20 protein-coding genes and 4 pseudogenes are annotated in these 23105 nt (G+C 64.8%); 13 read left to right on the plus strand and 11 right to left on the minus strand.

All coding sequences use genetic code 11. The annotated features are described in order from the left end of the window. The first annotated feature begins 44 nt into the window (after positions 1-44). From hpf to Q427_RS12215, 4 genes and pseudogenes are all read left to right on the plus strand, one after another. On the plus strand, positions 45-353 hold the full coding sequence (gene hpf, locus Q427_RS12200) for a ribosome hibernation-promoting factor, HPF/YfiA family (protein WP_043514205.1): 309 nt from the start codon (positions 45-47) through the stop codon (positions 351-353). Positions 354-358: 5 nt separating this feature from the next. Next, positions 359-829 carry a PTS IIA-like nitrogen regulatory protein PtsN gene (gene ptsN, locus Q427_RS12205; RefSeq protein WP_043514207.1) on the plus strand — a complete coding sequence of 157 codons (471 nt, stop codon included), beginning with the start codon at positions 359-361 and terminating at the stop codon, positions 827-829. Between the two features lie 39 nt (positions 830-868). After that, positions 869-1788 (plus strand): annotated as a pseudogene (gene rapZ / locus Q427_RS12210) (RNase adapter RapZ). 2 nt (positions 1789-1790) lie between these two features. After that, positions 1791-2060 (plus strand): HPr family phosphocarrier protein, encoded by a 270-nt coding sequence (locus Q427_RS12215; RefSeq protein WP_155833550.1) that lies wholly within the window; start codon positions 1791-1793, stop codon positions 2058-2060. An 89-nt stretch (positions 2061-2149) separates the two neighbouring features. Here the strand turns inward: Q427_RS12215 and pmbA are convergent, their stop codons facing one another. Continuing rightward, entirely contained in the window at positions 2150-3490 is a 1341-nt protein-coding gene (pmbA, locus tag Q427_RS12220; RefSeq protein WP_043514211.1) for a metalloprotease PmbA, read from the minus strand. Positions 3491-3640: 150 nt separating this feature from the next. Here pmbA and yjgA point away from each other — a divergent pair, with 150 nt between their 5' ends. Further along, positions 3641-4147, plus strand: a complete 507-nt coding sequence (gene yjgA / locus Q427_RS12225) for a ribosome biogenesis factor YjgA (RefSeq protein WP_043514213.1) — start codon at positions 3641-3643, stop codon at positions 4145-4147. Between the two features lie 215 nt (positions 4148-4362). On the opposite strand, the gene tldD is transcribed toward yjgA, so the two are convergent. The 7 genes and pseudogenes from tldD to Q427_RS12260 form a co-directional block, all read right to left on the minus strand. Further along, a complete protein-coding gene (gene tldD / locus Q427_RS12230) occupies positions 4363-5817 on the minus strand; it encodes a metalloprotease TldD (RefSeq protein ID WP_043514216.1) in 1455 nt (484 codons plus the stop codon). Then, positions 5814-9635, minus strand: a complete 3822-nt coding sequence (locus Q427_RS12235; protein ID WP_043514218.1) for a YhdP family phospholipid transporter — start codon at positions 9633-9635, stop codon at positions 5814-5816. Before Q427_RS12235 ends, tldD begins: the two co-directional genes overlap by 4 nt. 7 nt (positions 9636-9642) lie before the next feature. After that, entirely contained in the window at positions 9643-11106 is a 1464-nt protein-coding gene (rng, locus tag Q427_RS12240; protein WP_043514220.1) for a ribonuclease G, read from the minus strand. 65 nt (positions 11107-11171) lie between these two features. Beyond that, complete coding sequence (locus Q427_RS12245) at positions 11172-11771, minus strand: Maf family protein (protein ID WP_043514236.1); 600 nt, start codon at positions 11769-11771, stop codon at positions 11172-11174. Positions 11772-11787: 16 nt separating this feature from the next. After that, positions 11788-12279: a rod shape-determining protein MreD gene (gene mreD / locus Q427_RS12250; RefSeq protein WP_043514222.1), complete on the minus strand. Its 492-nt coding sequence runs from the start codon at positions 12277-12279 to the stop codon at positions 11788-11790. A gap of 85 nt (positions 12280-12364) precedes the next feature. Continuing rightward, positions 12365-13186: pseudogene (mreC, locus tag Q427_RS12255) on the minus strand (rod shape-determining protein MreC); the annotation flags it as partial. 231 nt (positions 13187-13417) lie between these two features. Further along, positions 13418-14455, minus strand: coding sequence for a rod shape-determining protein (locus tag Q427_RS12260; RefSeq protein ID WP_043514225.1), 1038 nt, complete (start codon positions 14453-14455; stop codon positions 13418-13420). A gap of 181 nt (positions 14456-14636) precedes the next feature. Here Q427_RS12260 and gatC point away from each other — a divergent pair, with 181 nt between their 5' ends. The 5 genes and pseudogenes from gatC to Q427_RS31275 all read left to right on the plus strand — a co-directional run bounded on the left by gatC (position 14637) and on the right by Q427_RS31275 (position 18823). Beyond that, positions 14637-14924: an Asp-tRNA(Asn)/Glu-tRNA(Gln) amidotransferase subunit GatC gene (gatC, locus tag Q427_RS12265; RefSeq protein WP_043514240.1), complete on the plus strand. Its 288-nt coding sequence runs from the start codon at positions 14637-14639 to the stop codon at positions 14922-14924. Between the two features lie 51 nt (positions 14925-14975). Further along, positions 14976-16434 (plus strand): annotated as a pseudogene (gene gatA / locus Q427_RS12270) (Asp-tRNA(Asn)/Glu-tRNA(Gln) amidotransferase subunit GatA). Further along, positions 16434-17888 carry an Asp-tRNA(Asn)/Glu-tRNA(Gln) amidotransferase subunit GatB gene (gene gatB, locus Q427_RS12275; RefSeq protein ID WP_043514227.1) on the plus strand — a complete coding sequence of 485 codons (1455 nt, stop codon included), beginning with the start codon at positions 16434-16436 and terminating at the stop codon, positions 17886-17888. The pseudogene gatA and the gene gatB overlap by 1 nt, the downstream one beginning before the upstream one ends. Before the next feature lie 68 nt (positions 17889-17956). After that, positions 17957-18506 (plus strand): annotated as a pseudogene (locus Q427_RS12280) (cupin domain-containing protein). 200 nt (positions 18507-18706) lie between these two features. Beyond that, entirely contained in the window at positions 18707-18823 is a 117-nt protein-coding gene (locus tag Q427_RS31275) for a DUF6435 family protein (protein WP_331280624.1), read from the plus strand. Positions 18824-18897: 74 nt separating this feature from the next. Here the strand turns inward: Q427_RS31275 and Q427_RS12285 are convergent, their stop codons facing one another. Next, positions 18898-20298 carry a DNA recombination protein RmuC gene (locus Q427_RS12285; RefSeq protein ID WP_197030615.1) on the minus strand — a complete coding sequence of 467 codons (1401 nt, stop codon included), beginning with the start codon at positions 20296-20298 and terminating at the stop codon, positions 18898-18900. A gap of 230 nt (positions 20299-20528) precedes the next feature. Here Q427_RS12285 and Q427_RS12290 point away from each other — a divergent pair, with 230 nt between their 5' ends. Beyond that, entirely contained in the window at positions 20529-20729 is a 201-nt protein-coding gene (locus Q427_RS12290; RefSeq protein ID WP_043514230.1) for a LuxR C-terminal-related transcriptional regulator, read from the plus strand. Between the two features lie 118 nt (positions 20730-20847). On the opposite strand, the gene Q427_RS36885 is transcribed toward Q427_RS12290, so the two are convergent. After that, positions 20848-21336, minus strand: a complete 489-nt coding sequence (locus Q427_RS36885) for a M20/M25/M40 family metallo-hydrolase (RefSeq protein ID WP_442905482.1) — start codon at positions 21334-21336, stop codon at positions 20848-20850. Beyond that, a complete protein-coding gene (locus Q427_RS12295; protein WP_442905483.1) occupies positions 21219-22091 on the minus strand; it encodes a hydantoinase/carbamoylase family amidase in 873 nt (290 codons plus the stop codon). The genes Q427_RS36885 and Q427_RS12295 overlap by 118 nt, the downstream gene beginning before the upstream one ends. Before the next feature lie 243 nt (positions 22092-22334). On the opposite strand from Q427_RS12295, the gene Q427_RS12300 reads away from it, so the two are divergent. Beyond that, positions 22335-22625: an agmatine deiminase family protein gene (locus Q427_RS12300; protein WP_043514232.1), complete on the plus strand. Its 291-nt coding sequence runs from the start codon at positions 22335-22337 to the stop codon at positions 22623-22625. 111 nt (positions 22626-22736) lie between these two features. Then, positions 22737-23105, plus strand: a 369-nt coding sequence (locus Q427_RS31280; RefSeq protein ID WP_043514234.1) for a hypothetical protein, incomplete at its 3' end; no start/stop codon positions are given.

The raw sequence follows: 23105 nt of genomic DNA on the forward strand, positions 1-23105 counted from the left end.
AAGGTTACAATCGAGCCACCACTCGAAGGACGAAGGAGCCTGTCATGCAAGTCAATATTACCGGCCACCATGTGGAACTGACCGATGCCCTGCGTGACTACGTCAGCGAAAAACTGACCCGCGTGCAGCGCCACTACGACAACATAACCAATGTCCAGGTCACGCTTTCGGTAGAGAAAGAGCGTCAACTGGCCGCCTGCACCCTGCATGCCGCTGGCGCAGACCTTCATGCCGAAGCCACCGATCCCGACATGTACGCCGCTATTGACGCACTGACTGACAAGCTCGACCGTCAACTGGTCAAGCACAAGGAAAAGGCCCAGGCCCGCGCCCAGGGCGCCGGCATTCGCTGATTGCCATGACACTGGAAACCATCCTGCCCCCGGAGCGCGCCCTCTTCGGCGTGCCCGGCGGCAGCAAAAAACGGGTGCTGGAGTTCTTCAGCACCTTCATCGCCCAGAACACGCCGAGCCTCGACAGCCAGGAAGTCTTTTCCCGCCTCATCGGCAGAGAGCGCCTGGGCAGCACGGGCATCGGCAATGGGGTGGCCATACCCCATGCCAGAAGCCCCCACTGCCAGAGTCCGGTCGCAGCCTTCCTCAAGCTGGCAGAGCCCATCGATTTCGACGCCATCGACGGAGAGCCGGTCGACCTGATCTTCGTGCTGCTGGTGCCGGAAGAGGCAGACGATACCCACCTGGCACTACTCAGCCAGGTGGCCAGCATCATGAACGATGTCGATACGCGCATGGCACTGCGCAAGAGCAATAGCCAGCGTGAGCTCCACGAGCGGCTCATCGAGGCAATTCGACGACAGTCGCCACCCTGACTCCCCCGGGCCGCCCGGCCAGCCAACCAGGAGACCCGCATGCAGCTCGTGATCATCAGTGGCCGTTCCGGCTCCGGCAAGTCGATCGCACTGCAGGCGCTCGAAGACCTGGGGTTCTACGCCATCGACAATTTTCCGGCGATGCTGCTGGGATCGCTGGTGGAAGAACTGCCCAGCGGCCCATCCGGCCAGTCCTCCATTGCCGTCAGTATCGACTCCCGCAACCTGCCCCACGCCCTGGAGCGCTTTCCTCGGCTACTCGAGGAGCTTCGCTCGCGCAAGATCGATTGCCAGGTGATTTACCTCACCACGGACGCGAAAATCCTGATCGAGCGCTACTCCGCCACGCGGCGACGCCATCCGATGACCCGTGGCAGCGACATGACCCTGGGAGAGGCGATCGAGTCGGAAGACGACACCCTGAGCGACATTCGCAACCTGGCTGATCTGATCATCGATACCTCCCGGCTGTCGGTCCACGATCTGCGCGGCCGAATCACCGATCAGTCGCCAGCCACCGGCCCGACCAGTTGACCCTGACCGTGGAGTCCTTCGGCTTCAAGGGTGGCGTGCCGCTGGATGCCGACATCGTCTTCGACGTTCGCTGCCTGCCAAACCCTTACTGGGACCCGCGTCTACGATCCGCCACAGGCCGCGAGCCCAGTATCGTCGCCTTTCTGGAGCAGTACCCCCTGGTGGGCGAGATGCTTGACGACATCATCGGCTGGATGGAGCGCTGGCTCCCCGCCTACCGCAGCAGCCACCGAAGCTACCTCACCGTCGCCATCGGCTGCACCGGTGGACAGCACCGCTCGGTTTACCTCGCCGAGCGGCTCGCACACCACCTGGCCCAGCAGCAGCCCGACGTTCGCCTGCGCCACCGTGAGCTCGGTATTCATACACCGGTTTCACCTTCACCACAGGAAGCGCAGGGTAAGCCTGAATGCAAGGAGCCGTAAGCGTGGCCAGCCGCAAGCTCGTCTTGACCAACAAGCGTGGCCTGCATGCCCGAGCGGCCACCAAGCTGGTCCAGTGCTGCCAACCCTTCCAGGCGCGCGTCACCGTCAGCCGGGGCGGACAGGACGCCGATGCCTGTAATATCATGTCGCTCCTGATGCTCGGCGCCCCATGCGGCACGGAGCTGACAGTGAGCGCCGAGGGCGAGGACGCCGAACGGGTACTCGATGCACTGGAGGCCCTGTTCGAAGCCCGCTTCGAGGAGGATGTCTAAGCGCACCCCGCCACTCTCGGTGGCACCTCGAAACGCTTTCACACTGGCACCAAGGCCTGCCCGCTCCGTGGCTTTGCTGATCCCACGCCTCAACCGCCGGCGAGGGTCATTTCATCGATCAGCCAGCTGCCTGAGTGGATACTTCCCCGGGTGTCGATATCGCTGCCCACGGCGGCCAGCCCATTGAACATCGCCTCCAGATTCGAGGCGATGGTGAACTCCTCCACGGGGTGCTGGATTTCACCGTTCTCTACCCAGAAGCCGGCGGCCCCTCGGGAGTAGTCGCCGGTGACGCCGTTGACGCCCTGCCCCATCAGCTCGGTGACGAGCACCCCGCGCCCCATGCGAGCCAGCAGTTCGTCGCGTGACTCCAGCGGAGCATTGATGCGCAGGTTCCTGGCGCCGCCGGCGTTGCCGGTGGTCTCCATGCCCAGCCGCCGCGCGCTATAGGCAGAGAGCATATAGCTGGCCAGCCGCCCATCCTCGATGAAGACGTTGTCACGGGTCTGGACCCCGTCGTTGTCGAAGGGCGAACTGGCCATGCCCCCCCTCTCCATGGGCCGCTCAAAAAGGGAGAACCAGGCCGGGAAGAGCCCTTCGCCCAGGCGGTCGCAGAGAAAGGAGGCTTGCCGGTAAAGGGAGCCGCCGGCAATCGCACTCATCAGATGGCCAACAAGGCCACTGGCCACAGTGGCATCGAACAACACCGGCAGGCGCCCGGTATCGGGCCGACGGGAGCCCATGCGACGCAGTGTCTTCTCCGCCGCCGACCGTCCGACGGTCTCGGGCGCCAGCAGATCCTGCGGATCGCGGGCACTGGTATAATCGTAGTCGCGCTGCATGCCCCCCTCGTCCTCGGCGATCAGCATGCAGGAGAGCGAGTGGCGGCTGCCGCACTGGCTGCCCAGGAAGCCGTGGCTGTTGGCATAGACCCGCACCCCTTCACCGCTGGACAGCGAAGCCCCTTCGGACTGGCGTATACCGGGCTGGCTCCTGCCGGCAGCCTCGCAGGCCAATGCCAGGTCGATGGCCTGCTCGGTGGTCAGCGCCCAGGGGTGGTGAACGTCCAGGTCAGGCAGCGCGGTCGCCATCAACTCGGCATCCGCCAGCCCCGCCGCGGGATCCTCGCCGGTATAGCGGGCGATGGCCATGGCCTTTTCCACGACCACGCGTATCGACTCATCGCTGGCATCCGTCGAGGAGGCACTGCCCTTGCGCCCCCCCTGGTAGACGGTCACCGCGATACCCTGGTCGCGGGACAGCTCTACGGTTTCCACTTCGCCCTCGCGCACGCTGATGCCGATTCCCTGGTCGACGCTGGCACCCACTTCGCAGGCGTCGGCGCCCAGGCGGCGCGCCAGCGTCAGTGCCTGCTCGGCACGAGACGCCAGCAGCGGCTGTTGAGCGGCGGCATCGAAAGCCTGTGTCATCTGTCTCTCCCTCAGTTACCGGCCCGGCCGGTATTCGAACGTGTCAGTATCCCGCCATGCACTGGCGGGCTGGTATACTGTGTCGCATTGATCCCACCGGGGCGATCAAGCGCACGATACTGTTGACCCTTCACACTAGTTGGTAACGGCATGTCCCAGGAAGTCCCTTCACCGTCAGACGAGCGGCCCAGCAAGTCACAGCTCAAGCGAGAGATGCACAAGCTGCAGGCACTGGGCGAACAGATCATCGCCATGACGCCCGCGGAGCGGTCACGGTTCCCGCTCTCCGATGACCTGCTGGCAGCGGTCGAGGAGACCTCGCGCATCCGCTCCCACGAAGGGCGGCGCCGCCATATGCAGTACGTCGGCAAGCTCATGCGCGGCGAGGACCTCGCCGCCATCCAGGCGGTGTTCGATTCCATCGAACAGGAGTCCCGCCATCGCGACCTGGCCTTCCACCGCCTCGAAAAGTGGCGTGACCGCCTCATCGAGGAGGGCGACGACGCCGTCGAGACCTTCATTGCCGACTATCCCGATGTCGACCGCCAGGCCCTGCGCCAGCTGATCCGCAATGCCCGCCGCGAGCGTGAGCAGGACAAGCCCCCCACCAGCTCGCGACGGCTGTTCCGCCTGATCCGCGATACGGCGGGGCTCTAGGAGCCTCTCGGACTTAGATCGGTCAAGCCCGACAAGCGCCTGGCAGCCCCGGCAACACCGCCGGGAGGCTGTCGCCTCCAGTCGCCGATGCGTCGGACCGGAGCTGAAGCTGCTCCTACAGCGAAGACTCATTTGAAAAGTCTCTGCTGGAGCACTCGGCCTGCCCCCGGCGCCCCTCGCTACTGCCACAGACACAGGGCGCATCCATCTCTGACTCAGGAGGCAGTACCGCCAATTGTGAGCTCGTCCAACTTCAGGGTCGGCTGGCCGACGCCCACCGGCACCCCCTGCCCATCCTTGCCACAGACGCCGATGCCGGTATCCAGCTCCAGGTCGTGGCCGATCATCGAGACCCGGCCCATGGCCTCCGGGCCGTTGCCGATCAGCGTCGCGCCCTTGACCGGCGCGGTGATGCGCCCGTCCTCGATCAGGTAGGCCTCGCTTGCCGAGAAGACGAACTTGCCCGAGGTGATATCCACCTGGCCACCGCCGAAACTGACCGCATAGATGCCGCGCCTGACGCTCTTGATGATATCGGCGGGCTCGTCCTGGCCGGCCAGCATGTAGGTGTTGGTCATGCGAGGCATCGGCATGTGGGCAAAGGATTCGCGACGGGCGTTGCCCGTAGGCGCCATGCCCATCAGCCTGGCGTTGAGCTTGTCCTGCATGTAGCCGGTGAGAATGCCGTCCTCGATCAGCGGCGTATACTGCCCCGGCGTGCCTTCGTCATCCACGGTCATGGAGCCGCGCCGGTCGGCCAGGGTGGCATCGTCGACCACGGTGACCCCGGGGGAGGCGACGCGCTCGCCCATGCGCCCGGCAAAGGCCGAGCTACCCTTGCGGTTGAAGTCCCCCTCCAGGCCATGTCCCACCGCCTCGTGGAGCAGGATGCCCGGCCAACCCGGCGCCAGCACCACCGGCAACTGGCCCGCCGGGGCATCCACCGCATCGAGGTTGACCAGCGCCTGGCGGACGGCTTCCCGGGCATAGCGCTCGGCCACTTTCTCGTCACGCAGGCGGGCCATGGCATAGCGTCCGCCGCCGCCCGCGCTGCCGCGTTCACGGCGTCCATTCTTCACCGCGATCACGCTGACGTTGAAGCGCACCAGCGGCCGGACATCCGCCGCCAGGGTGCCGTCGCTGGCTCTGACCAGCACGACTTCGTGAACGCCGGAGAGCGACGCACTGACCTGGGAAACCGAGGGGTCGGCGGCACGAGCCGCCCGGTCGGCCTCCTTGAGCAGGGCAACCTTGTCCTCGGCCGAGAGTCCGGAGAGGGGGTCGATGGCGTCGTAGCGCACGCTGGCCTGGCTGATCACCCGGGGTGCCACCGACAGCGCTGCGCCGCTGCGCACGATGCCCGACGCCGTACGCCCCGTCTCCGCCAGGGCATCGGCCGTGATCTGATTGGAGTAGGCGAAGCCGGTCTTCTCTCCAGCCATGGCGCGCACACCCACGCCGCCATCGATATTGTAGCCGGCCTCCTTCACCTCCCCATCCTCCAGCACCCAGCTTTCGTGCCAGCTGCGCTGGAAATAGAGATCGGCGTAGTCGACGCCGGGCGTGAGCACGTGCCTCAGGCCGGCATCGAGCGACTCTAGGCCGAGACCGCCGGGGCGCAACAGGATGTCGGCGGCGGTATCGAGCATGGCTTGCGATCGTGTCGTCATTCGGCGGCTTCCAGTGTGATCTGCGGCGAGGTCCAGGGACCGCGCACGCGGTAGTGAATTCGAGTGACCCGATCGATCGCGCGTCCAAAAAGGCGATCGGCAATGAACAGGGCGCCACCCACCACCGGCGCTCCGGCAATCACCGCGGCCAGGGGCAGGCTGCTGCTGACTGGAACTGTGACGCCCAGCCGCTGGTCGAGTTCCCGCCGGGCCAGGTCGACGGTGCCCTCGAGCGTGAAGGTCGTTGCAGGGCCGCTGATATGCACGGGCCCTTGGGTCTCCAGCACGCCTCCATATAGGGTAGCGGTACCGACCACGTGATCGAAAGCCGTACCCTGCCCGGTCACGTCGGAAAAGTCCATTCGCAGCCGGCGCACCAGATTGTCCACGTTGAGCAGGCCAACCAGCCTCGCCGTCGGTGACTCCAGGTTGACGAAGCGCCCATTGCGCAGCTCAACCTCGATATTACCCCGGGAGCGGGCAAGGGCGAACTGCCACGGTGCTCCCGGCCAGGCGAGCTGGCTCCTGACCCGGGTTTCACCGCTGCGAATGGCCACCGGCTGGCCGAACTTCTCCAGCGCCGAGCCCAGGTCTCGGCCATCCAGGGAGATTCGGGAGCGGGTCAGGCTGTCACCCGGCCCGGCTGACTCCCAGATCATCTCGCCATGGGCCGTCACCTGCCCCAGTGTCAGCCCCAGCGGCGATACGCTCAAACTGTCCGGCCCGCTCTGCCAGCGCGCGGTCAGGGGTCCCATCTCGCGCCCCTGGTACTGAATATCGGCAATCCGCACACGACCATGAGGTAGCTGACCGACCCAATTGGGCAACGGGGCAGGATCGGTCGCCACGTCGATTTCGTCCAGGAATGCCCCCACCCCCTCGTGACGGGCCGGCAGCAGGCCATCCAGGGTCAGTCGTTGCAGTGCGATGTCGAGGGGTTCGTCAAGCATCGGACGGTAGTCCAGATGGCCGGTCAAGAGGCTGGAATCCATGTTCACACGCCACCCACCCCCGGCCTGAGGCTGGGCCGTCGCCGTCGCCACACCCAGGCAACTCTCAGGCCCGACCAGGCACGCCGTATCCAGCCTCATTCGTCGCAACGGGAATTCGCCTGCTCCCCCCACAGTGTCCATCAGGGAAGCAAGGACGTCGCCCCACTCCCGGACATCGAGGCGTGATTGGAAGAGATCCGCTTCCCAGCCCTCGCCGTCAGGCCAGGCTGGGCCGCTGGGCCATCGCCCCAGCCAGACCTGCCCCTGGCCGACGTCCGAGCCCGGCATGTCCCGCCAGCGCATCCTCAAGTCACGACCCAGTTCGGCTTCCACGATGCGCCTGTCCAGATCGGCATCGACCCACAGGGTGCGCGTCTCGCCCGATGTCTTGCCCAGCGGCGCCGGCAGATCGATGGCCAACCCTTGCAGGCCGCTCTCCAGGCGAAACGAGCTGCGCTCATTGATGCGCAACCTTCCCTGCCAGGGCAGGCGGCCGGATAGCAGTGGCCCGAGGTCCGGAATGACGTCCAGCTCGAACAGCCGGGCGACGTCGATGGCGCCTTCGAGGTCAACCGAGCCAGCCCGGGTGTCGATATCCGCTTCAAGGGGACCACCCAGCAGGCGTGCCGCCAGGCGCCCCTGGAGCCCACCTGTCTCGCCTCTCTGCCGCCAGGCCAGTGGGCCACTCACGTCGCGCAACGTGATGCCGAAGTCCCGGTGGGTCAGCTGCTCCAGCGCAACCGTGGTCTCCAGGTCCAGCGCCATGTCTGCGGGCTCGCCCAGGGGCAGGCCAAGAACCAGCTCACCGGTGGCACCGCCGACGCCTCGCCAGGCATCGACCTGCTGCAGGCCCGCCACCGGCATGGCCCCGAGATAATGGCGCAGCGCATCGGCATCGGCCATCAGGTCAGCGGTCACTTCCAGGTGGTCATCGACCAGGGTGACACGGCCGCGACGCCCTTCGACACCGAGGCTTTCGGCATAGTGGACATCGGCATCCAGGGTATCGATGCCCAGTTGCAGCCGGCCTTCGACCTGTTCGAGGGCCGGCCAGCCGGGAGCAAAGGGTAGCCGGCCGCGTTCGATATCCAGATCCAGCGCCATACTGGGGGGCACACGCTCTTCCCCCCTGAAGAGCGGCAGGTGGAGCTTGAATGTGCCTCGAGGCACGTAACCCGCCACTCCGGCAGCCAGCCACTCCTCGAGCTCATCGCCAAGCACACCGACCGGCAGCCAATCCAGGAGCGGCCGCTCCAGGGCATCGGCGTCGCGGAACTGCAGGTCCAGGCCCAGGCCGCCGCGCAGCTCCCCACCGACCACCAGCCCGAAACTGCCTTCCACCTCGGCACCCTGCCAACCGGCCCTCAGGCGACGCCCGCTGACGAAGCTGCGAGGCCCGTCATAGGACCAGCTGACCACGCCACTGGCGTGGGATAGTGCCATGGGGTCGGGAAATATCCGCGGCAGTTCGAAAACCGGGGCGTCGACGCCGACGAAATGGACGCGACCGGAAAGGTCACGTGCCTCGACCCAGGCGTCGAGCGGACCGCCGCCAGGCACCTCCCCCCAGGCCGAGACGGCGACCTGATGGACGGCGGCCCGCGCCACCCAGTTGCCGTTTTCCCGACCGACACCCAGGCCTGTGACCAGCCCGCGAGGGTCGAGGGTCTCGATGACCCGGGTCAGCCCCTCAGGCAGCAGGACCCGCTCTCGCCATGCGGCCAACGAAGCGAGGTCGAATTCACTGGTGTTGAGCCACCACTCGTCCGCATCATGTCGAAGATGCCAGTAGCGCGGCAGCGCCGGTCCCGGCGCTGCCGCCAGCGACGCCGGCTCGGCCCAGTCGGTGGCCTCGGCATCACCCTCCAGCCAGGCCTCCCAGCCATCCTCGCTGCGCAACAATTGACCGCGGGCCCTGAAGGGTTCCATCAGAATAAGATCGCCACCACGCCGCAGGGCCAGTCGCGGCACTTCGAGATCGAGCCGGGCATCGGCCAGCGAACCCCGGTGCCAACGCCCCCATAGCCGGGCGTCTCCCTGGGCATCTTCCAGCCGCAGGGGGTCGTCGAAGGCAAACAGCCCCGCCAGGGCAATCAGCGTATCCAGCTTCATGTCGGCCTGAAGCGCCGCACTGAAGTCTCGTAGCCCACCGGGCCCCGGGAAGACGTCCAGCGCGGCGAGCAGGGAAGGCTCATCCTGACCTTCGAGATGCACCTCCCCTTCGAGGTGGGCATGACGATCGTCGCCAGTGAGCAGAAGCCGCGGGGCATGCATCTCCACACGCTCCTGCTGGCCATGCAGCACCAGGCGAACATCCTCGGCCCAGGCGCGCTGCCGCAGCAGAACCCCTACCCAGAAGTCCAGGGCATCCAGATCGAATTCGCCCTTGGGCATGAACTCAGGCGGAATGTCAGCAGGGTCAGGCCAGTGCCAGCTGCCCTGAGCATCCTGGTAGAGGTGCAGCGTCAGCCCTTTCAATCGGGCATCCTCCACCACCGGGAAACCGTTTCTGAGTGTGTCTGCGGTGTTAAGGCGCAGGCTGGCATGCTCGACTTCCAGCAGCGCCAACCCCTCGGGTCCACGCTGGGAACGGATGGTCAAGCCACCGCCTCGCAGCAGCGGGTCGAGCCCGGCCAGCCGGGCATTCATGCTCGCCAGTTCGACCACGGCCCCCGAGCGGGCCTCCAGCAGACGCTCGACCCGTGGCGCAAGCTCATCCACCTGGGTCAGGGCCAGGCGCAACAGCAGCGTCGCCAGGGCCAACAGCCCCAGTACGATGGCCGCCAGCGTCAAGAGCCAGCGGCCTGCTATACGTATCGGATGCATCGCGGCGTCACATCAGCACGATGTCGTACTGCTCCTGAGAGTAGTGGTTCTCCACCTGAAAGCGGATGGTCTTGCCGATGAAGGTTTCCAGATCGGCCACCGCCGCGGACTCCTCGTCGAGCAGACGATCCACCACCGCCTGGGAGGCCAGCACCATGTAGGTCTCCGCGTTATAGGCACGCTCCTCGCGCAGGATTTCGCGGAATATCTCGTAGCAGACCGTTTCGGCGGTCTTCAGCGTGCCCCGCCCTGCACAGGTTGGACAGGCTTCGCACAGCGTTTGCTCCAGGCTTTCCCGAGTGCGTTTGCGGGTCAGCTGTACCAGCCCCAGCTCGGTGACACCGGTACACTTGGTCTTGGCATGGTCACGCTCCAGTGCCTTCTCCAGCACACGCAACACCTGGCGCTGGTGCTCCGTCTCCTCCATGTCGATGAAGTCGATGATGATGATACCGCCCAGGTTCCGCAGGCGGAGTTGCCGCGCAATGGCATTGGCCGCCTCAAGGTTGGTCTTGAAGATGGTCTCCTCGAGATTGCGATGCCCCACATAGCCACCGGTATTGACGTCGATGGTCGTCATCGCCTCGGTGGGATCGATCACCAGGTAGCCGCCGGATTTCAGCTGCACCTTGCGCCCCAGGGCCTTGATGATCTCATCCTCGACGCTGTAGAGATCGAAGATGGGGCGCTCGCCAGGGTAGTACTCGATACGGGCCGAAGAGTCGGGCATGAATTCTTCGGCGAATTCGATCAGCTTGACGTAGTTTTCCCGCGAGTCGATACGCACCTTCTCGATGTCATCACGCATCAAGTCACGAAGAGTACGGATAAACAGCGGAAGATCGTCATAGATGACGCTGGGACATGGTGCGGAGATCTTGCGCTCGCCGACCTTGCGCCACAGGCGCAGCAGGAAGTGCATGTCGGCGAAGAGCTCTTCCTGGCCCACGTTCTCGGCGGCCGTGCGAACGATGAAACCACCGCTGACCTCGATATCCTGCTCCAGCTGACAGCGTTCGAGCAGTTCTCGCAGGCGCTCGCGTTCACGCTCGTCCTCGATGCGCTGAGACACACCGTTATGCGGGGAGTCCGGCATATAGACCAGGTAGCGTGACGGCACCGAGAGGTGAGTGGTCAGACGCGCGCCCTTGGAGCCGATGGGATCCTTGGTGACCTGAACCACCAGGGACTGCCCTTCGCTGAGCAGCTGGCCGATGGCGAGCTGCTCCTCGGGAGAGGCGCCCGGCGGCATGACTTCATGGACATGAATGAAGGCGGCACGGTCCAGTCCGATGTCGACAAAAGCCGCCTGCATACCGGGCAGCACCCTGACCACTCGCCCCTTGTAGATATTGCCGACGATGCCTCGCCGGCGCGTACGCTCGATGAGCGCCTCCTGCAGCACCCCGTTTTCCACCACGGCTACCCGGGTTTCCATCGGCGTCAGGTTGATCAGTACTTCGCCGCTCATGCGGAAATCCTTGTCCAGTCAGTCTTCGAGGCATTATGACATAGTGCGGACGGCAGACAGGGGGGTTATCGGTCGGCACCATTCCAAAGCGGTACGCCCTGACGCGCCAGCAGTGCCGCGGTCTCGAACAGCGGCAGCCCGACCACCGCCGAGTGGCTGCCCTCGATCCGCTCGATGAAGATCGCGGCCAACCCCTGGATGGCGTAGCCACCGGCCTTGTCGGCAGGCTCGCCGGTGGCCCAGTAGGCGGCTATCTCGTGCTCGGTGATCTCCCGCATGACGACCCGCGTCGTGGCGCAGGCCTCCAGCATACCTGCCGGACCGGACACCGCCACCGCGGTCAGCACCTGGTGGGCACGCCCCGAAAGCCCGCGCAGCATGGCTGCCGCATGCTGTTGGTCGCGGGGCTTGCCCAGAATGACGCCATCGCAGACCACCGCCGTGTCCGACCCCAGCACAGGCAGGGAGGCGAGACCGACGCCGGCAGCCGCCTTCTGGCGTGCCAGGCGGGCAACATAGGCGTCGGCAGCCTCACCGGCGTTGGGCGTCTCATCGATGTCGACCGGGCAAACCTCGACCTCGACGCCGATGGAGGACAGCAGCTCCCGGCGACGCGGCGATGCCGACGCCAGGCACAGGACCGCAATGGTGGACGATTCGCGCATGCAGATAGACTCCGGATCAGCCAGTGCCAGCAAGGCGTCGCTCCATGGCCTGGAACATGGTCGTCAGCCAGGGCCAGAGTACGGCACCGATCAGCGAAGGCAGCAGAAAGGCGAGATGCATCGAGAAGGGACCGAACAGGGTTCGCAACCACTGCTCGACAATCTGCACCAGGCCCAGGAGCACCAGGATCAACAGCGACTGCTGGAAGAGGGAGTAGGTACGAAAACGCGGGTAAACGAGCGCTGCCAGAAAGGCCAACAGCGAGAGTGTCAGGGCATTCTGCCCCAGGGGAGCGCCCTCAATCAGGTCCAGCAGGATGCCCAGCACGAAGCCATGGAGCACCCCGACCCGATCGGGAGCCGACATGCACCAGTAGATGAGCATCAGCCCCAGCCAGTCGGGGCGCCATATCTGCCACCCTTCGGCCAGTGGCATGACCTGAAGACAGAGCGCCAACAGCAGGGTCAACCATACCCAGGGCAGCGCAGTGCGGGGAGGGCTCGCCATCAGTCCGCCTCCTCGGCGAGCGCCGTGTCACCGCCGGATTGTCCCGCGGTAACCTGTACGGCAGGCGCCGATTCACCAGGATGCTATCCGGGTCGGTATCCCAGGAGTCATCGTCCGGCACCGCCACGGGATCGGGAGGAAACAGCAGCAGGAAGTGGCGTGAGCGTTGCAACATGGCGACGGGAGTGGCGCTGACCCGGGCGAAGGGCTGGCCAGGATCATGCACCACCTCGTTAACGCGCGCCACCGGATAACCGGCAGGGAAACGACCGGCGAGGCCCGACGTCACCAGCAGGTCACCCTCACGAATATCGGCAGTATCGGGCACATGCAGGACCCGCAGCTCATCATAATGGCCACTGCCCTGCAGGATGAAGCGCAGGCCATTGCGATTGACCTGCACCGGCAGGGCATGGCTGGCGTCAGCCACCATAAGGACCCGGCTTGAGTAGGCGGAAACGGCAGTCACCTGTCCGACCAGGCCCGAAGCATCCAGCACCGGCTGTCCCACATAGACACCATTGCGTCGGCCGCGGTCGATGACCATCTGGTGATTGTACGGGTCGGGATCCAACGAAAGCAGTTCTGCGGTGATATAGGGGGATTCCTTGCGCGCCGCTGCACCCAGTAGCTCCCGCAGGCGAACATTCTCGGCCGTGAGGCTGGACATATGCTGCACGCGATGCGAAAGATGCAGGATCTGCTCGCGCAAGCGCTGATTCTCCTCCACCAAAGCACGCTGGTCGGAGAGGGCCAGGGAGCCCCAGGCCAGGACATCGCTGGGCACCGCAACCAGCCACTGGATCGGCGCCACCACAGTGGAAAGCTGGGCGCGCACCTCCTCCATTCGCGTCAAGCGATGATCGGCGAACATCAGGGCGGAGGCGACCATCGCACACAGCAGCATGCGATATCCCGGTACCGATCCATGAGAAAACAGCGGCTTAATGGCGAATCTCCCCCAGGTCTCCTCACACGCCTCGCCGGTATCAGGAAAGGTCTGAAGTCGTTACCGAGCGATCGGGCACAGGCGCGTGGAGCGCGGCAAACCCTGGGCCATGACTATCGGCGTAGGATAATGCACGGGCACCACTTCGCATCAAGCCGTCTCGACCACGCAGGCGCTTTCGGGCGAGGCCTAGTCGCTGGAGAGCAGTTCGAAGGTATGGCGATCGATCATCTCCAGCGCCTTGCCGCCACCCCGGGCCACGCAGGTCAGCGGATCCTCGGCGACGATGACCGGCAGCCCGGTCTCCTCGGCGATCAGCTTGTCCAGGTCACGCAGCAGGGCGCCACCGCCGGTCAGCACCAGCCCTCGCTCGGCGATATCGGACGCCAGCTCGGGAGGAGACTGCTCCAGCGCACTCTTGACCGCAGCGACGATGGAAGCCAGCGTCTCCTGCAGCGCATCGAGTATCTCGTGGGAATTGAGGGTAAAGCTGCGTGGAATACCCTCTGCCAGGTTGCGCCCGCGCACGTCGATCTCGCGCAGCTCGCCGCCAGGATAGGCGCAGCCGATCTCTTCCTTGATGCGCTCGGCGGTGGCCTCGCCGATCAGGCTGCCATAGTGGCGCCGAACATAGGCGGTGATGGCCTCGTCGAAACGATCGCCACCGACGCGGATTGACTCGGAGTAGACCACGCCGTTCAGCGAGATGATGGCGATTTCGGTGGTACCGCCACCGATGTCGACCACCATGGAGCCCTGGGCATCGTCGACCGGCAGGCCCGCCCCGATGGCAGCTGCCATGGGCTCCTCGATCAGGAACACCTCGCGGGCACCGGCACCCTCCGCCGACTCCTTGATGGCCCGGCGCTCGACCTGGGTCGACATGCAGGGCACGCAGACCAGCACGCGCGGACTCGGCGTGAGGAAGGTGCTCTGGTGGACCTTGCGGATGAAGTGCTGAAGCATCTGCTCGGTGACGGTAAAATCGGCGATGACCCCGTCTTTCATCGGACGTATGGCGGTGATGTTACCCGGCGTACGACCCAGCATCCGCTTGGCATCGGCGCCGACGGCGGCCACGCTGCGCATATTGCCAGACTGGCGAATGGCCACTACCGACGGCTCGTCAAGCACGATGCCGCGACCACGGACGTATATCAGTGTATTGGCCGTACCCAGATCGATTGATAAATCGCTGGAGAACAGCCCCCTCAAGCGTTTGAACATGGACGTCGTTACCTAGTGCTGACCGGGGACCCTTGTGCGGATGCAAACGGTATCATCGCGGCCCCCGCGCAGCAAGCGACATGCCACGCTCATCGCCTAGAGAAGAGTGCCCGCGACACATCGAATGTGGTACCTTTTCCCGCTATTCAACACCCCCAATCCGTGCGAGGACACCCAGCCCATGGCGCTTGAACACGCAGACGTGCAGCGGGCCGCCCACCTGGCCCGCCTTGGCCTGAACGACGACGAGGCTGCCGGCTATGTCGATGATCTTGGTCGCATCCTGGAAATGGTCGACATGCTACAGGCCCTCGACACCGAAGGCGTTGCCCCCCTGGCCCACCCGCTGGATGCTACCCAACGCCTGCGTGCCGATGAGGTCACCGAGCGCGACCAGCGCGAGGAATTCCAGCGCTGCGCGCCGGCCGTCGAGAACGGGCTTTACCTGGTGCCCCGGGTCGTCGAATGACCGTACCCACCGCGCTTTCGTTAACGGCACGCCTTCATGGAGCCATGCCGCATGCATGACAAGACGCTTGTCGAACTCGCCCGGGCGCTCGACGCCGGCGAGTTCTCCAGCCGCGAGCTGACCCAGCACCTGCTGGGCCGCATCGACCGCCTCGACGGTGACCTGAACAGTTTCATCAGCGTCACCTTCGACCAAGCCCTGGCCGCCGCTGACGCAGCCGATGCCGCCCGGGCCAAGGGCAGCGCGGGGTCGCTCACCGGCCTGCCACTGGCCCTCAAGGACATCTTCTGCACCCGTGGGGTGAAGACCAGCTGCGGCTCGAAGATGCTCGACAGTTTCGTCTCGCCTTACGACGCCACGGTGGTCGAGAAGCTCAACGCCGCCGGCACGGTGAGCCTTGGCAAGACCAACATGGACGAGTTCGCCATGGGCTCCTCCAACGAGAACAGCTTCTATGGCCCGGTGAAAAACCCCTGGGATCTCGTCGCGGTTCCCGGCGGTTCTTCGGGGGGCTCCGCCGCCGCGGTTGCCGCCGGGCTGGTGCCCGCTGCCATGGGTACCGACACCGGTGGCTCGATCCGTCAGCCGGCCGCCTTCTGTGGGATTACCGGACTCAAACCCACCTATGGGCGGGTATCGCGCTACGGCATCATCGCCTACGCCTCGAGCCTCGACCAGGCGGGCCCCATGGCGCGCACCGCCGAGGACTGCGCGCTGCTGCTGGGAGCCATTGCCGGACATGACCTGCGCGACTCCACCTCCGTCGCCCGTGGCGTGCCCGACTATTCCGAGGAGCTTGACGCACCGCTGAACGGCCTCAAGATCGGCCTGCCCAGCGAGTATTTCGGTGACGGCCTCGACCCGGCGGTGGAGAAGGCGACCCGCGAAGCGATCGCGGTCTTCGAATCGCTGGCGCCAGCGTGCGCGAGGTGAGCCTGCCGCACACCCACTACGCCATCCCGGCCTACTACGTCATTGCCCCGGCCGAGGCCTCCTCGAACCTCTCCCGCTATGACGGTGTGCGCTTCGGCCACCGCTGCGACAACCCGGCTGACCTGATCGACCTCTACAAGCGCAGCCGCGCCGAGGGCTTCGGCGATGAGGTCAAGCGGCGCATCCTGATCGGCACCCATACCCTCTCCGAGGCTTCTTCGACGCCTATTACAAGAAGGCCCAGCAGGTGCGCCGCCTGATCCGCCAGGATTTCCTCGACGCCTTCGAGGAGGTGGACGTGCTGATGGGGCCTGCCTCCCCTACCCCGGCCTTCGACCTGGGGGCCAACAAGGACCCGGTCTCGATGTACCTGCAGGACATCTACACCATCGCCGTCAACCTGGCCGGCATTCCCGGCATCAGCGTACCGGCCGGTTTCGTCGGCAGCCGCCCCGTGGGCCTGCAGATCCTCGGCAGCCACTTTACCGAGGCGCGACTGCTCAACGTCGCCCACCGGTTCCAGCAGGCTACCGACTGGCACCGTCGTCGCCCCGCCTTTGCCGAGGAGAACGCCTGATGCAATGGGAAACCGTGATCGGGCTGGAGGTCCACGTCCAGCTCGCCACCCGCTCGAAGATCTTTTCCGGTGCGCCCACGGCCTTCGGCGCCGAGCCCAACACCCAGGCCTGCGCCGTGGACCTCGGCATGCCCGGGGTACTGCCGGTGCTCAACGAGGCCGCCGTGGCCATGGCCGTCCAGTTCGGCCTGGCGATCCACGCTGAGATCCCCGAGATATCGGTCTTCGACCGCAAGAACTACTTCTATCCCGATCTGCCCAAAGGCTACCAGACCAGCCAGATGTATCACCCCATCGTGGGTGCCGGCGAAGTGGAGATCACCCTGGATGACGGCAGCACCAAGCGCATCCGGGTCCACCACGCCCACCTGGAGGAGGATGCCGGCAAATCGCTGCATGAAGACTTCCACGGCATGACCGGGGTCGACCTGAACCGGGCCGGTACCCCGCTGCTGGAGATCGTCTCCGAGCCGGATCTGCGCTCGGCGAAGGAGGCCGCCGCCTATCTCAAGGCGATTCACTCCATCGTCACCTACCTGGGCATCAGCGACGGCAACATGGCCGAGGGGTCGATGCGCTGCGACGTCAACGTCTCGGTGCGCCCCCGGGGCCAGGAAACCTATGGCACCCGCGCCGAGATCAAGAATGTGAACTCCTTCCGCTTCGTCGAGCGCGCCATCGCCTTCGAGGTGGAGCGTCAGGTCGAACTGATCGAGGATGGCGGCAAGGTGGTCCAGGAGACCCGCCTGTTCGACCCCGACCGGGACGAGACCCGCAGCATGCGCACCAAGGAGGAAGCCAACGACTACCGTTACTTCCCCTGCCCCGACCTGCTGCCCGTGGTGCTGGACCAGGCCTATGTGGATCACCTGCGCAGCAACCTGCCGGAGCTGCCAGCCGAGAAGCGGGTGCGCTTCGAGCAGGAGCTGGGCCTTTCCGCCTACGATGCCAGCGTGCTTTCCGCCACGCGGGAGATGGCCGACTTCTTCGAGGAGGCCAAGAACGTCTGTGGCGATGCCAAGCAGGCCGCCAACTGGGTCCAGGGCGAACTCTCCGGTGCGCTGAACCGGGAGGGCCTCCCGATCGTCGACAGCCCCGTCTCGGCCCGCCAGCTCGGTGAGCTGATCGCCCGGGTGATGGACGACACCATCAATGGCAAGGCCGCCAAGCAGGTCTTCCAGGCCCTGTGGAACGGCCAGGGCGCCCGCGCCGACGACATCATCGAAGCTCAGGGTCTCAAGCAGGTCACCGACAGCGGTGCCATCGAAGCGATGATCGACCAGGTGATCGCCGACAGCCCCGCCCAGGTCGCCCAGTACCGCGACGCCGAGCCGGACAAGCGCGGCAAGATGATCGGCTACTTCGTTGGCCAGGTGATGAAGGCCTCCCGGGGCACTGCCAACCCACAGCAGGTCAACCAGCTGCTGAAAGAAAAGCTGGACGCGCTCTGCTGAGCCCGCCGGGGGCATGACGCACCAATGGTGCGCATGCTCCCGTTGCCCGAGACCACAAGGAGATCAGGATGGCGGATGACGTCGGTGCAAGGCTGCGCGCCCTGCGTACCCTGCGCGGCATTTCCCAGCGTGAGCTGGCCAAGCGCTGCGGTGTCACCCACTCCAGCCTGTCGTTGATCGAGCAGGGCAAGGTCAGCCCCTCGGTCAGCTCCCTCAAGAAGGTCCTCGACGCCATCCCGATCAGTGTCGGGGACTTCTTCACCATGGACCTGGAGAGTCGTGATCAGGTCTTCTATTCCGCCGCCGAGCTTGCCGATGTGGGGAGCGGCGAGGTCATCTACAAGCTGGTGGGCGCCAATCGCGCCAGCCGTGCGCTGGCATTCATGATCGAGACCTACCCCCCAGGCGCCGATACCGGCCGCGAGATGATCGCCCACCAGGCGAGGAAGCCGGCGTAGTACTGGAGGGCGAGATCGAGATCACCATCGGCGCCGAATCCCGCACCCTTGGCCCGGGCGAAGCTACTACTTCGATACCAACGTGCCCCACCGCTTTCGCAACCTCGGCAAGGAACCCTGCCGGCTGGTGAGCTGTTGCACCCCCGCCAGAACCTTCTGATTCTCCCTTAGCTCGCCCTATCTGGCCCAGATATGCCCTACCGCCACTAACAGACGGTGTGATGCTGCGCTCTTAGCAGCAATATCTATATTTTTATTTTCCTATTGTACAAACATGGTATAGGAAATATTCTACACCCACTGCCTGAATGCGACCGCAGCGACGTCTCGTGCCCATCAACGCACCAACGGAGAGACACCATGTTCGGATGGCTTAAACCCGACCCGAAGAAGAAACTGCAGAAGGCCTACGAGTACAAGCTGCAGCAGGCCATGGAGGCGGCACGCAATGGGACATGCGCGCCAATGCGACCCTGACCGAGGAGGCCGAAAGCCTGCTGGCCAAACTCAAGGAACATTGACCGTAGCGACGCCGCGGCCTGCTAGAGAGACTACCTGATCGGATTCTGCGCGATAGACTCCATATCGCTCTTTCCTTCCCCCGGGTCGTCATGGTGGCCGGGGGACAATTCGAGGCGGGCCCGCTCGACCAGCTCGGCGGGCAGCTCCTTCTTCACCGCCACCCCCAGCTCCTGAAATTCAGCGGTCTGCTTGATCAGATTGGCACGGCCATTGACCAACTGACCCATGGCCCTGTCATAGCTGTCACGAGCTCCATCCAGCTTCCTGCCCACATCCTCCATGCTCTCCAGGAAGAGACGCAGCTTGTTGTAGAACTTCTCGGCACGACTGGCCAACTCGGCGCTGTGACGGCTCTGATCCTCGAAACGCCATAGCTGTCGCACGATATTCAGGCTGGTGAGGAGCGTGGTGGGAGTCGCCACCAGAACATTGTTCTCGATGGCCCGCTGGAAGAGCGATTCATCGAACTTCAACGCCTCCACATAGGCAGACTCCACCGGAATGAACATCACCACCACTTCCGGCGAGTTCAGTCCCGGCAGATCGTAGTAGTGCTTGTCGGCCAGCTCGGCGATACGATCGCCCACGGCCCGGGCGTGTTCGGCCAGCGCCTGCCCCCTCCCCACGTCATCGTCGGCGTTGACATAGCGCACATAGGCGGAGAGAGACGTCTTGGCATCGATCACCAGATGCTTGCCCTGGGGCAGGTAGACGATGGCATCGGGTCGCCGCCGCCCATCCTCGGTCGTGAAGCTGACCTCCCGCTGGTAATCCTTGCCGGCACGCAGCCCGGAGCCTTCAAGAACGTTTTCAAGCATCAGCTCGCCCCAGTTGCCCTGCACCTTCTTCTGCCCCTGCAGCGCCCGGGTCAGACGATCGGCCTGATCGGTGATCTCGCGGTTGAGGCCCTGCAGATGCTTGAGCTCGGTGCGCAGGCTGGCGCGCTGCTCGGTATCGAAGCGGTGGATGGATTCCACTTTCTCGCGAAAGCCCTTCATCTCGCTCTGGATGGGCTGCAACAGGCCGCTGATATGCTTCTGGGACAGCTCCGAGAATGCCTTGCCCTTGCGTTCGAGTATCTCGTTGGCCAGGTTCTCGAACTCCTGCTTGAGCTGGTCACGGCTCTCGCGCAGCAGCGTGATCTGTTCGGCAAAGTGCTGCTGCTTCTGCTCCAGGGTGGTGGAGAGACGCGCCTCGTTTACCTGCGCCTCGCCAAGCATGTACTGCAGCTCATCCAGGCGTCGCTCGCGCTCGGCGAGCCGCTGGCGCAGTTCAGCCAGGGCAGCGCTTTGCTGCCGTGCCTCCGCGCGCTGACGGCGAGCGGCGAGAAGACCGGCCAAGCCAAAGGCCAGCAGGAACGCCACCAGCGCCGAAAGCACCATGACATATCCGGTGGGAAGGGAGGTCAGCAGCGTCGTCAGATCATTCAAGGGGCATTCTCCTGCTGCAGCGTGAAAGGGGGCGGCCGAAAGTCTCCCCAAAACCGTCGAACTTGTCACTGTTTACCATGAATATTCCGCTGCAAGTCCAAACGCCTCATGGATTTTCCTGCTCGACCTCGACTGGTGTGCAGGCCTCAACGCCAGGCGATGATATCGTGAGACGTCAGCGCCACTAACCGACGCCTTTATGCTCGATTTCCTCGCTCGTTCCGAAAGCCTTGCCTGGCACCAACAGCTGGCACGCCTGCTGCTGGCCGGCCACTACGAAGTCAGCGGCGCGCGAGCTCGATATCAGCGATGGTACGGTCAAGGTGCACCGCCAGAATATCTACCATCGTCTCGACGTCTTCAGCCAATCGCAGCTGTTCCGCCTGTTCCTCGATCACGTAGCGCTGGTGTCGCGCCAGCAGATGTCATGACGACCAAAGCGAAAATGCCGGCCCCCAAGCAATAGGAACCGGCAAGTCAGAGTCGCCATCCAGACCAGGGAAAACCAGTCGTTGTATGTCTTGGGGGGGGGCTGACTCTCCATTCTGCTCATGCCGATTCCTCCTGATTCGCTCGCTCCAGCAGAGCATCGCAGAGTACCTGGGCACCCAGTGCGCAGTGCTCGGGGCTAGCGTACTCCGCCTCGTTATGACTGACGCCGTTGCGGCAGGGAATAAAGATCATCGCCGTGGGAGCGACCCGGGAAACATACACAGCATCGTGACCGGCACCGCTCATCATGCGACGGTAGGACACACCCTGAGCCCGTGCGGCGCGCTCCAGGGCATCGACGCAACCGGCATCGAACTCGACGACCGGAGAGACCCAGATGCGCTCGCTGTCAGCCTTGACACCGAAAGCTTCTGCGGCAGCAGCCAACTCACGCTCATAGAGGGCCTGAAGAGCCTCCAGCTCGCCCTCTACCACGTGGCGCAGATCGACGGTGAGGTGCACTTCGCCGGGGACGACATTGCGAGAGGGGCTGTCGATCTCCAGCGTGCCGCAGGTGACCTTGGTGGCGCCGCTGACATCCCCCATGGCATGCTCTGCAGGCGATCGATCAGGCGCGCCGCGGCGGCCAGGGCGTCGCGACGGTATCGCATGGGCGTAGGGCCGGCATGCGAGGGCTGCCCACGCAGCGTCACATCGAACCAGCGCATCCCCTGGACGCCTGTCACGACGCCGATCGCCTCGTCATTCTCCTCCAGCACCGGGCCCTGCTCGATATGCAGTTCGAAGAACGCATCGAGTCGCGGCTCGCCCACGGGCATCTCACCAGCGAAGCCGCAGGCGGTCAGGGCCTGGCCCAGGGTCACGCCATCGCGATCAAGACGCGCCAGGGTCGACTCGGCGCTGAACACGCCGGCATAGGTGCCGGAAGCGACCATGGCCGGGGCGAAACGGCTACCCTCCTCATTGGTCCACACCACCAGCTCGAGGGGACGTTGGGTAACCACACCCTGGTCGTGCAAGGTGCGGAAAACCTCGAGGCCCGCCAGCACCCCGAGAATACCGTCGAATCGCCCGCCCTTGGGCTGGGTATCCAGGTGACTGCCCGTAGCCACCGGGTCGAGGTCGTCACGCTTTCCCTGGCGACGGATGAACAGATTGCCGATCCGGTCAACCCGCAGCGTACAGCCGATCGCCTCGCACCAATCGATCAGCAGGTGCCGTCCAGCGGCATCTTCTTCAGTGAGTGCCAGCCGGTGACTGCCACCGTTGGGGCTAGGGCCGATCTCGGCCATGGCCATCAGACTCGACCAGAGCCGCTGGCCATCGATGGAAACCGTCATGAGGTGCCTCCCTGTCATTGTGAAAAGTGCTTGTTCGGGATTCGAATGGTCACCACCTTAGGTGGGCCCGGTCCGTGCTGATATACCCCAATCGGGATATGTTCCCGGCACCCCACCCCTCGCTAGTCTGCTCCCGACCTCAACAACTTACCTAAACAACGACATCACCTGCGAGGGCGAGACCATGAGAAGGGCTGCGACCTGATCACCGACAGTGACGGCGACAACCTGGGAATCGAGACGGTGATCTGGCTGCCCCGGGGGTGCCATCTGGACGAAACCGACGGCCATGTGGATAACCTCGGCTGCTTCGTGGCCCCGGGCCAGGTGGCCCTGAGCTGGTGCGACGACGACGCGGACCCCCAGGCCGCCATCTCCCGGGAGGCGCTGGCGGTGCTTGAGAGCGCCACCGACGCCCGGAGCCGGCCGTTGACCGTGCACAAGCTGCCCCAGCCCGGCCCGCTGTTTATCGCCGAGGACGAGCCAGCGGCCTGGATCGCCCCACCCTGTCGCGATAAGGCGACAACTTGTTAATACCCATTACCTGCCGCATGCTCGAAGCAGGCCTCCTCAATAGGAGGTCGAGCGAAAGCATGCGCAGGGTGAGCGTGAACGTATGCAACGTGAACCCAAAGGAGAAAGACGATGTTTGCAAAAGCTTTGGTCGGCACGACCCTGGTGGCTCTCCTGTTACCTCTGAGCGTTCTCGCACAAGAGGATGAAACAACGGATGAGCAGGTCAACGGGGTGGTCGTGGAAGAGAGAGAATCGGCCCCGCGCGAGCAAGCTCTGGAGAGCATTGACACAGCCATTGAGCAGAATCCGGAGGCTGCCACCTTTGGCCTGGAAACCGCTCGCGAGGCTGTGAATCAAGGCGGTATGGACGGCCAGGCCGTCAGCGACACGGCCAGCGATGGGCGTAGTACCGGCGCCGGTGGCAAGGATAGCGCTGGCGGAAGCGGTGGTGCTGGCGCAAGCGGTGGTGCCGGCGGCGGTGCCGGCGGTGGTGGTGCC

Source organism: Halomonas sp. BC04, assembly GCF_000568385.1.

Excerpts from the sequence above, each read along its gene's own strand:
- hpf (WP_043514205.1), top strand. The coding sequence starts at position 45 with ATGCAAGTCAATATTACCGGCCACCATGTGGAACTGACCGATGCCCTG.
- ptsN (WP_043514207.1), top strand. The coding sequence starts at position 359 with ATGACACTGGAAACCATCCTGCCCCCGGAGCGCGCCCTCTTCGGCGTG.
- pmbA (WP_043514211.1), bottom strand. The coding sequence starts at position 3,490 with ATGACACAGGCTTTCGATGCCGCCGCTCAACAGCCGCTGCTGGCGTCT.
- yjgA (WP_043514213.1), top strand. The coding sequence starts at position 3,641 with ATGTCCCAGGAAGTCCCTTCACCGTCAGACGAGCGGCCCAGCAAGTCA.
- tldD (WP_043514216.1), bottom strand. The coding sequence starts at position 5,817 with ATGACGACACGATCGCAAGCCATGCTCGATACCGCCGCCGACATCCTG.
- Q427_RS12235 (WP_043514218.1), bottom strand. The coding sequence starts at position 9,635 with ATGCATCCGATACGTATAGCAGGCCGCTGGCTCTTGACGCTGGCGGCC.
- rng (WP_043514220.1), bottom strand. The coding sequence starts at position 11,106 with ATGAGCGGCGAAGTACTGATCAACCTGACGCCGATGGAAACCCGGGTA.
- Q427_RS12245 (WP_043514236.1), bottom strand. The coding sequence starts at position 11,771 with ATGCGCGAATCGTCCACCATTGCGGTCCTGTGCCTGGCGTCGGCATCG.
- mreD (WP_043514222.1), bottom strand. The coding sequence starts at position 12,279 with ATGGCGAGCCCTCCCCGCACTGCGCTGCCCTGGGTATGGTTGACCCTG.
- Q427_RS12260 (WP_043514225.1), bottom strand. The coding sequence starts at position 14,455 with ATGTTCAAACGCTTGAGGGGGCTGTTCTCCAGCGATTTATCAATCGAT.
- gatC (WP_043514240.1), top strand. The coding sequence starts at position 14,637 with ATGGCGCTTGAACACGCAGACGTGCAGCGGGCCGCCCACCTGGCCCGC.
- gatB (WP_043514227.1), top strand. The coding sequence starts at position 16,434 with ATGCAATGGGAAACCGTGATCGGGCTGGAGGTCCACGTCCAGCTCGCC.
- Q427_RS31275 (WP_331280624.1), top strand. The coding sequence starts at position 18,707 with ATGTTCGGATGGCTTAAACCCGACCCGAAGAAGAAACTGCAGAAGGCC.
- Q427_RS36885 (WP_442905482.1), bottom strand. The coding sequence starts at position 21,336 with ATGGGGGATGTCAGCGGCGCCACCAAGGTCACCTGCGGCACGCTGGAG.
- Q427_RS12295 (WP_442905483.1), bottom strand. The coding sequence starts at position 22,091 with ATGACGGTTTCCATCGATGGCCAGCGGCTCTGGTCGAGTCTGATGGCC.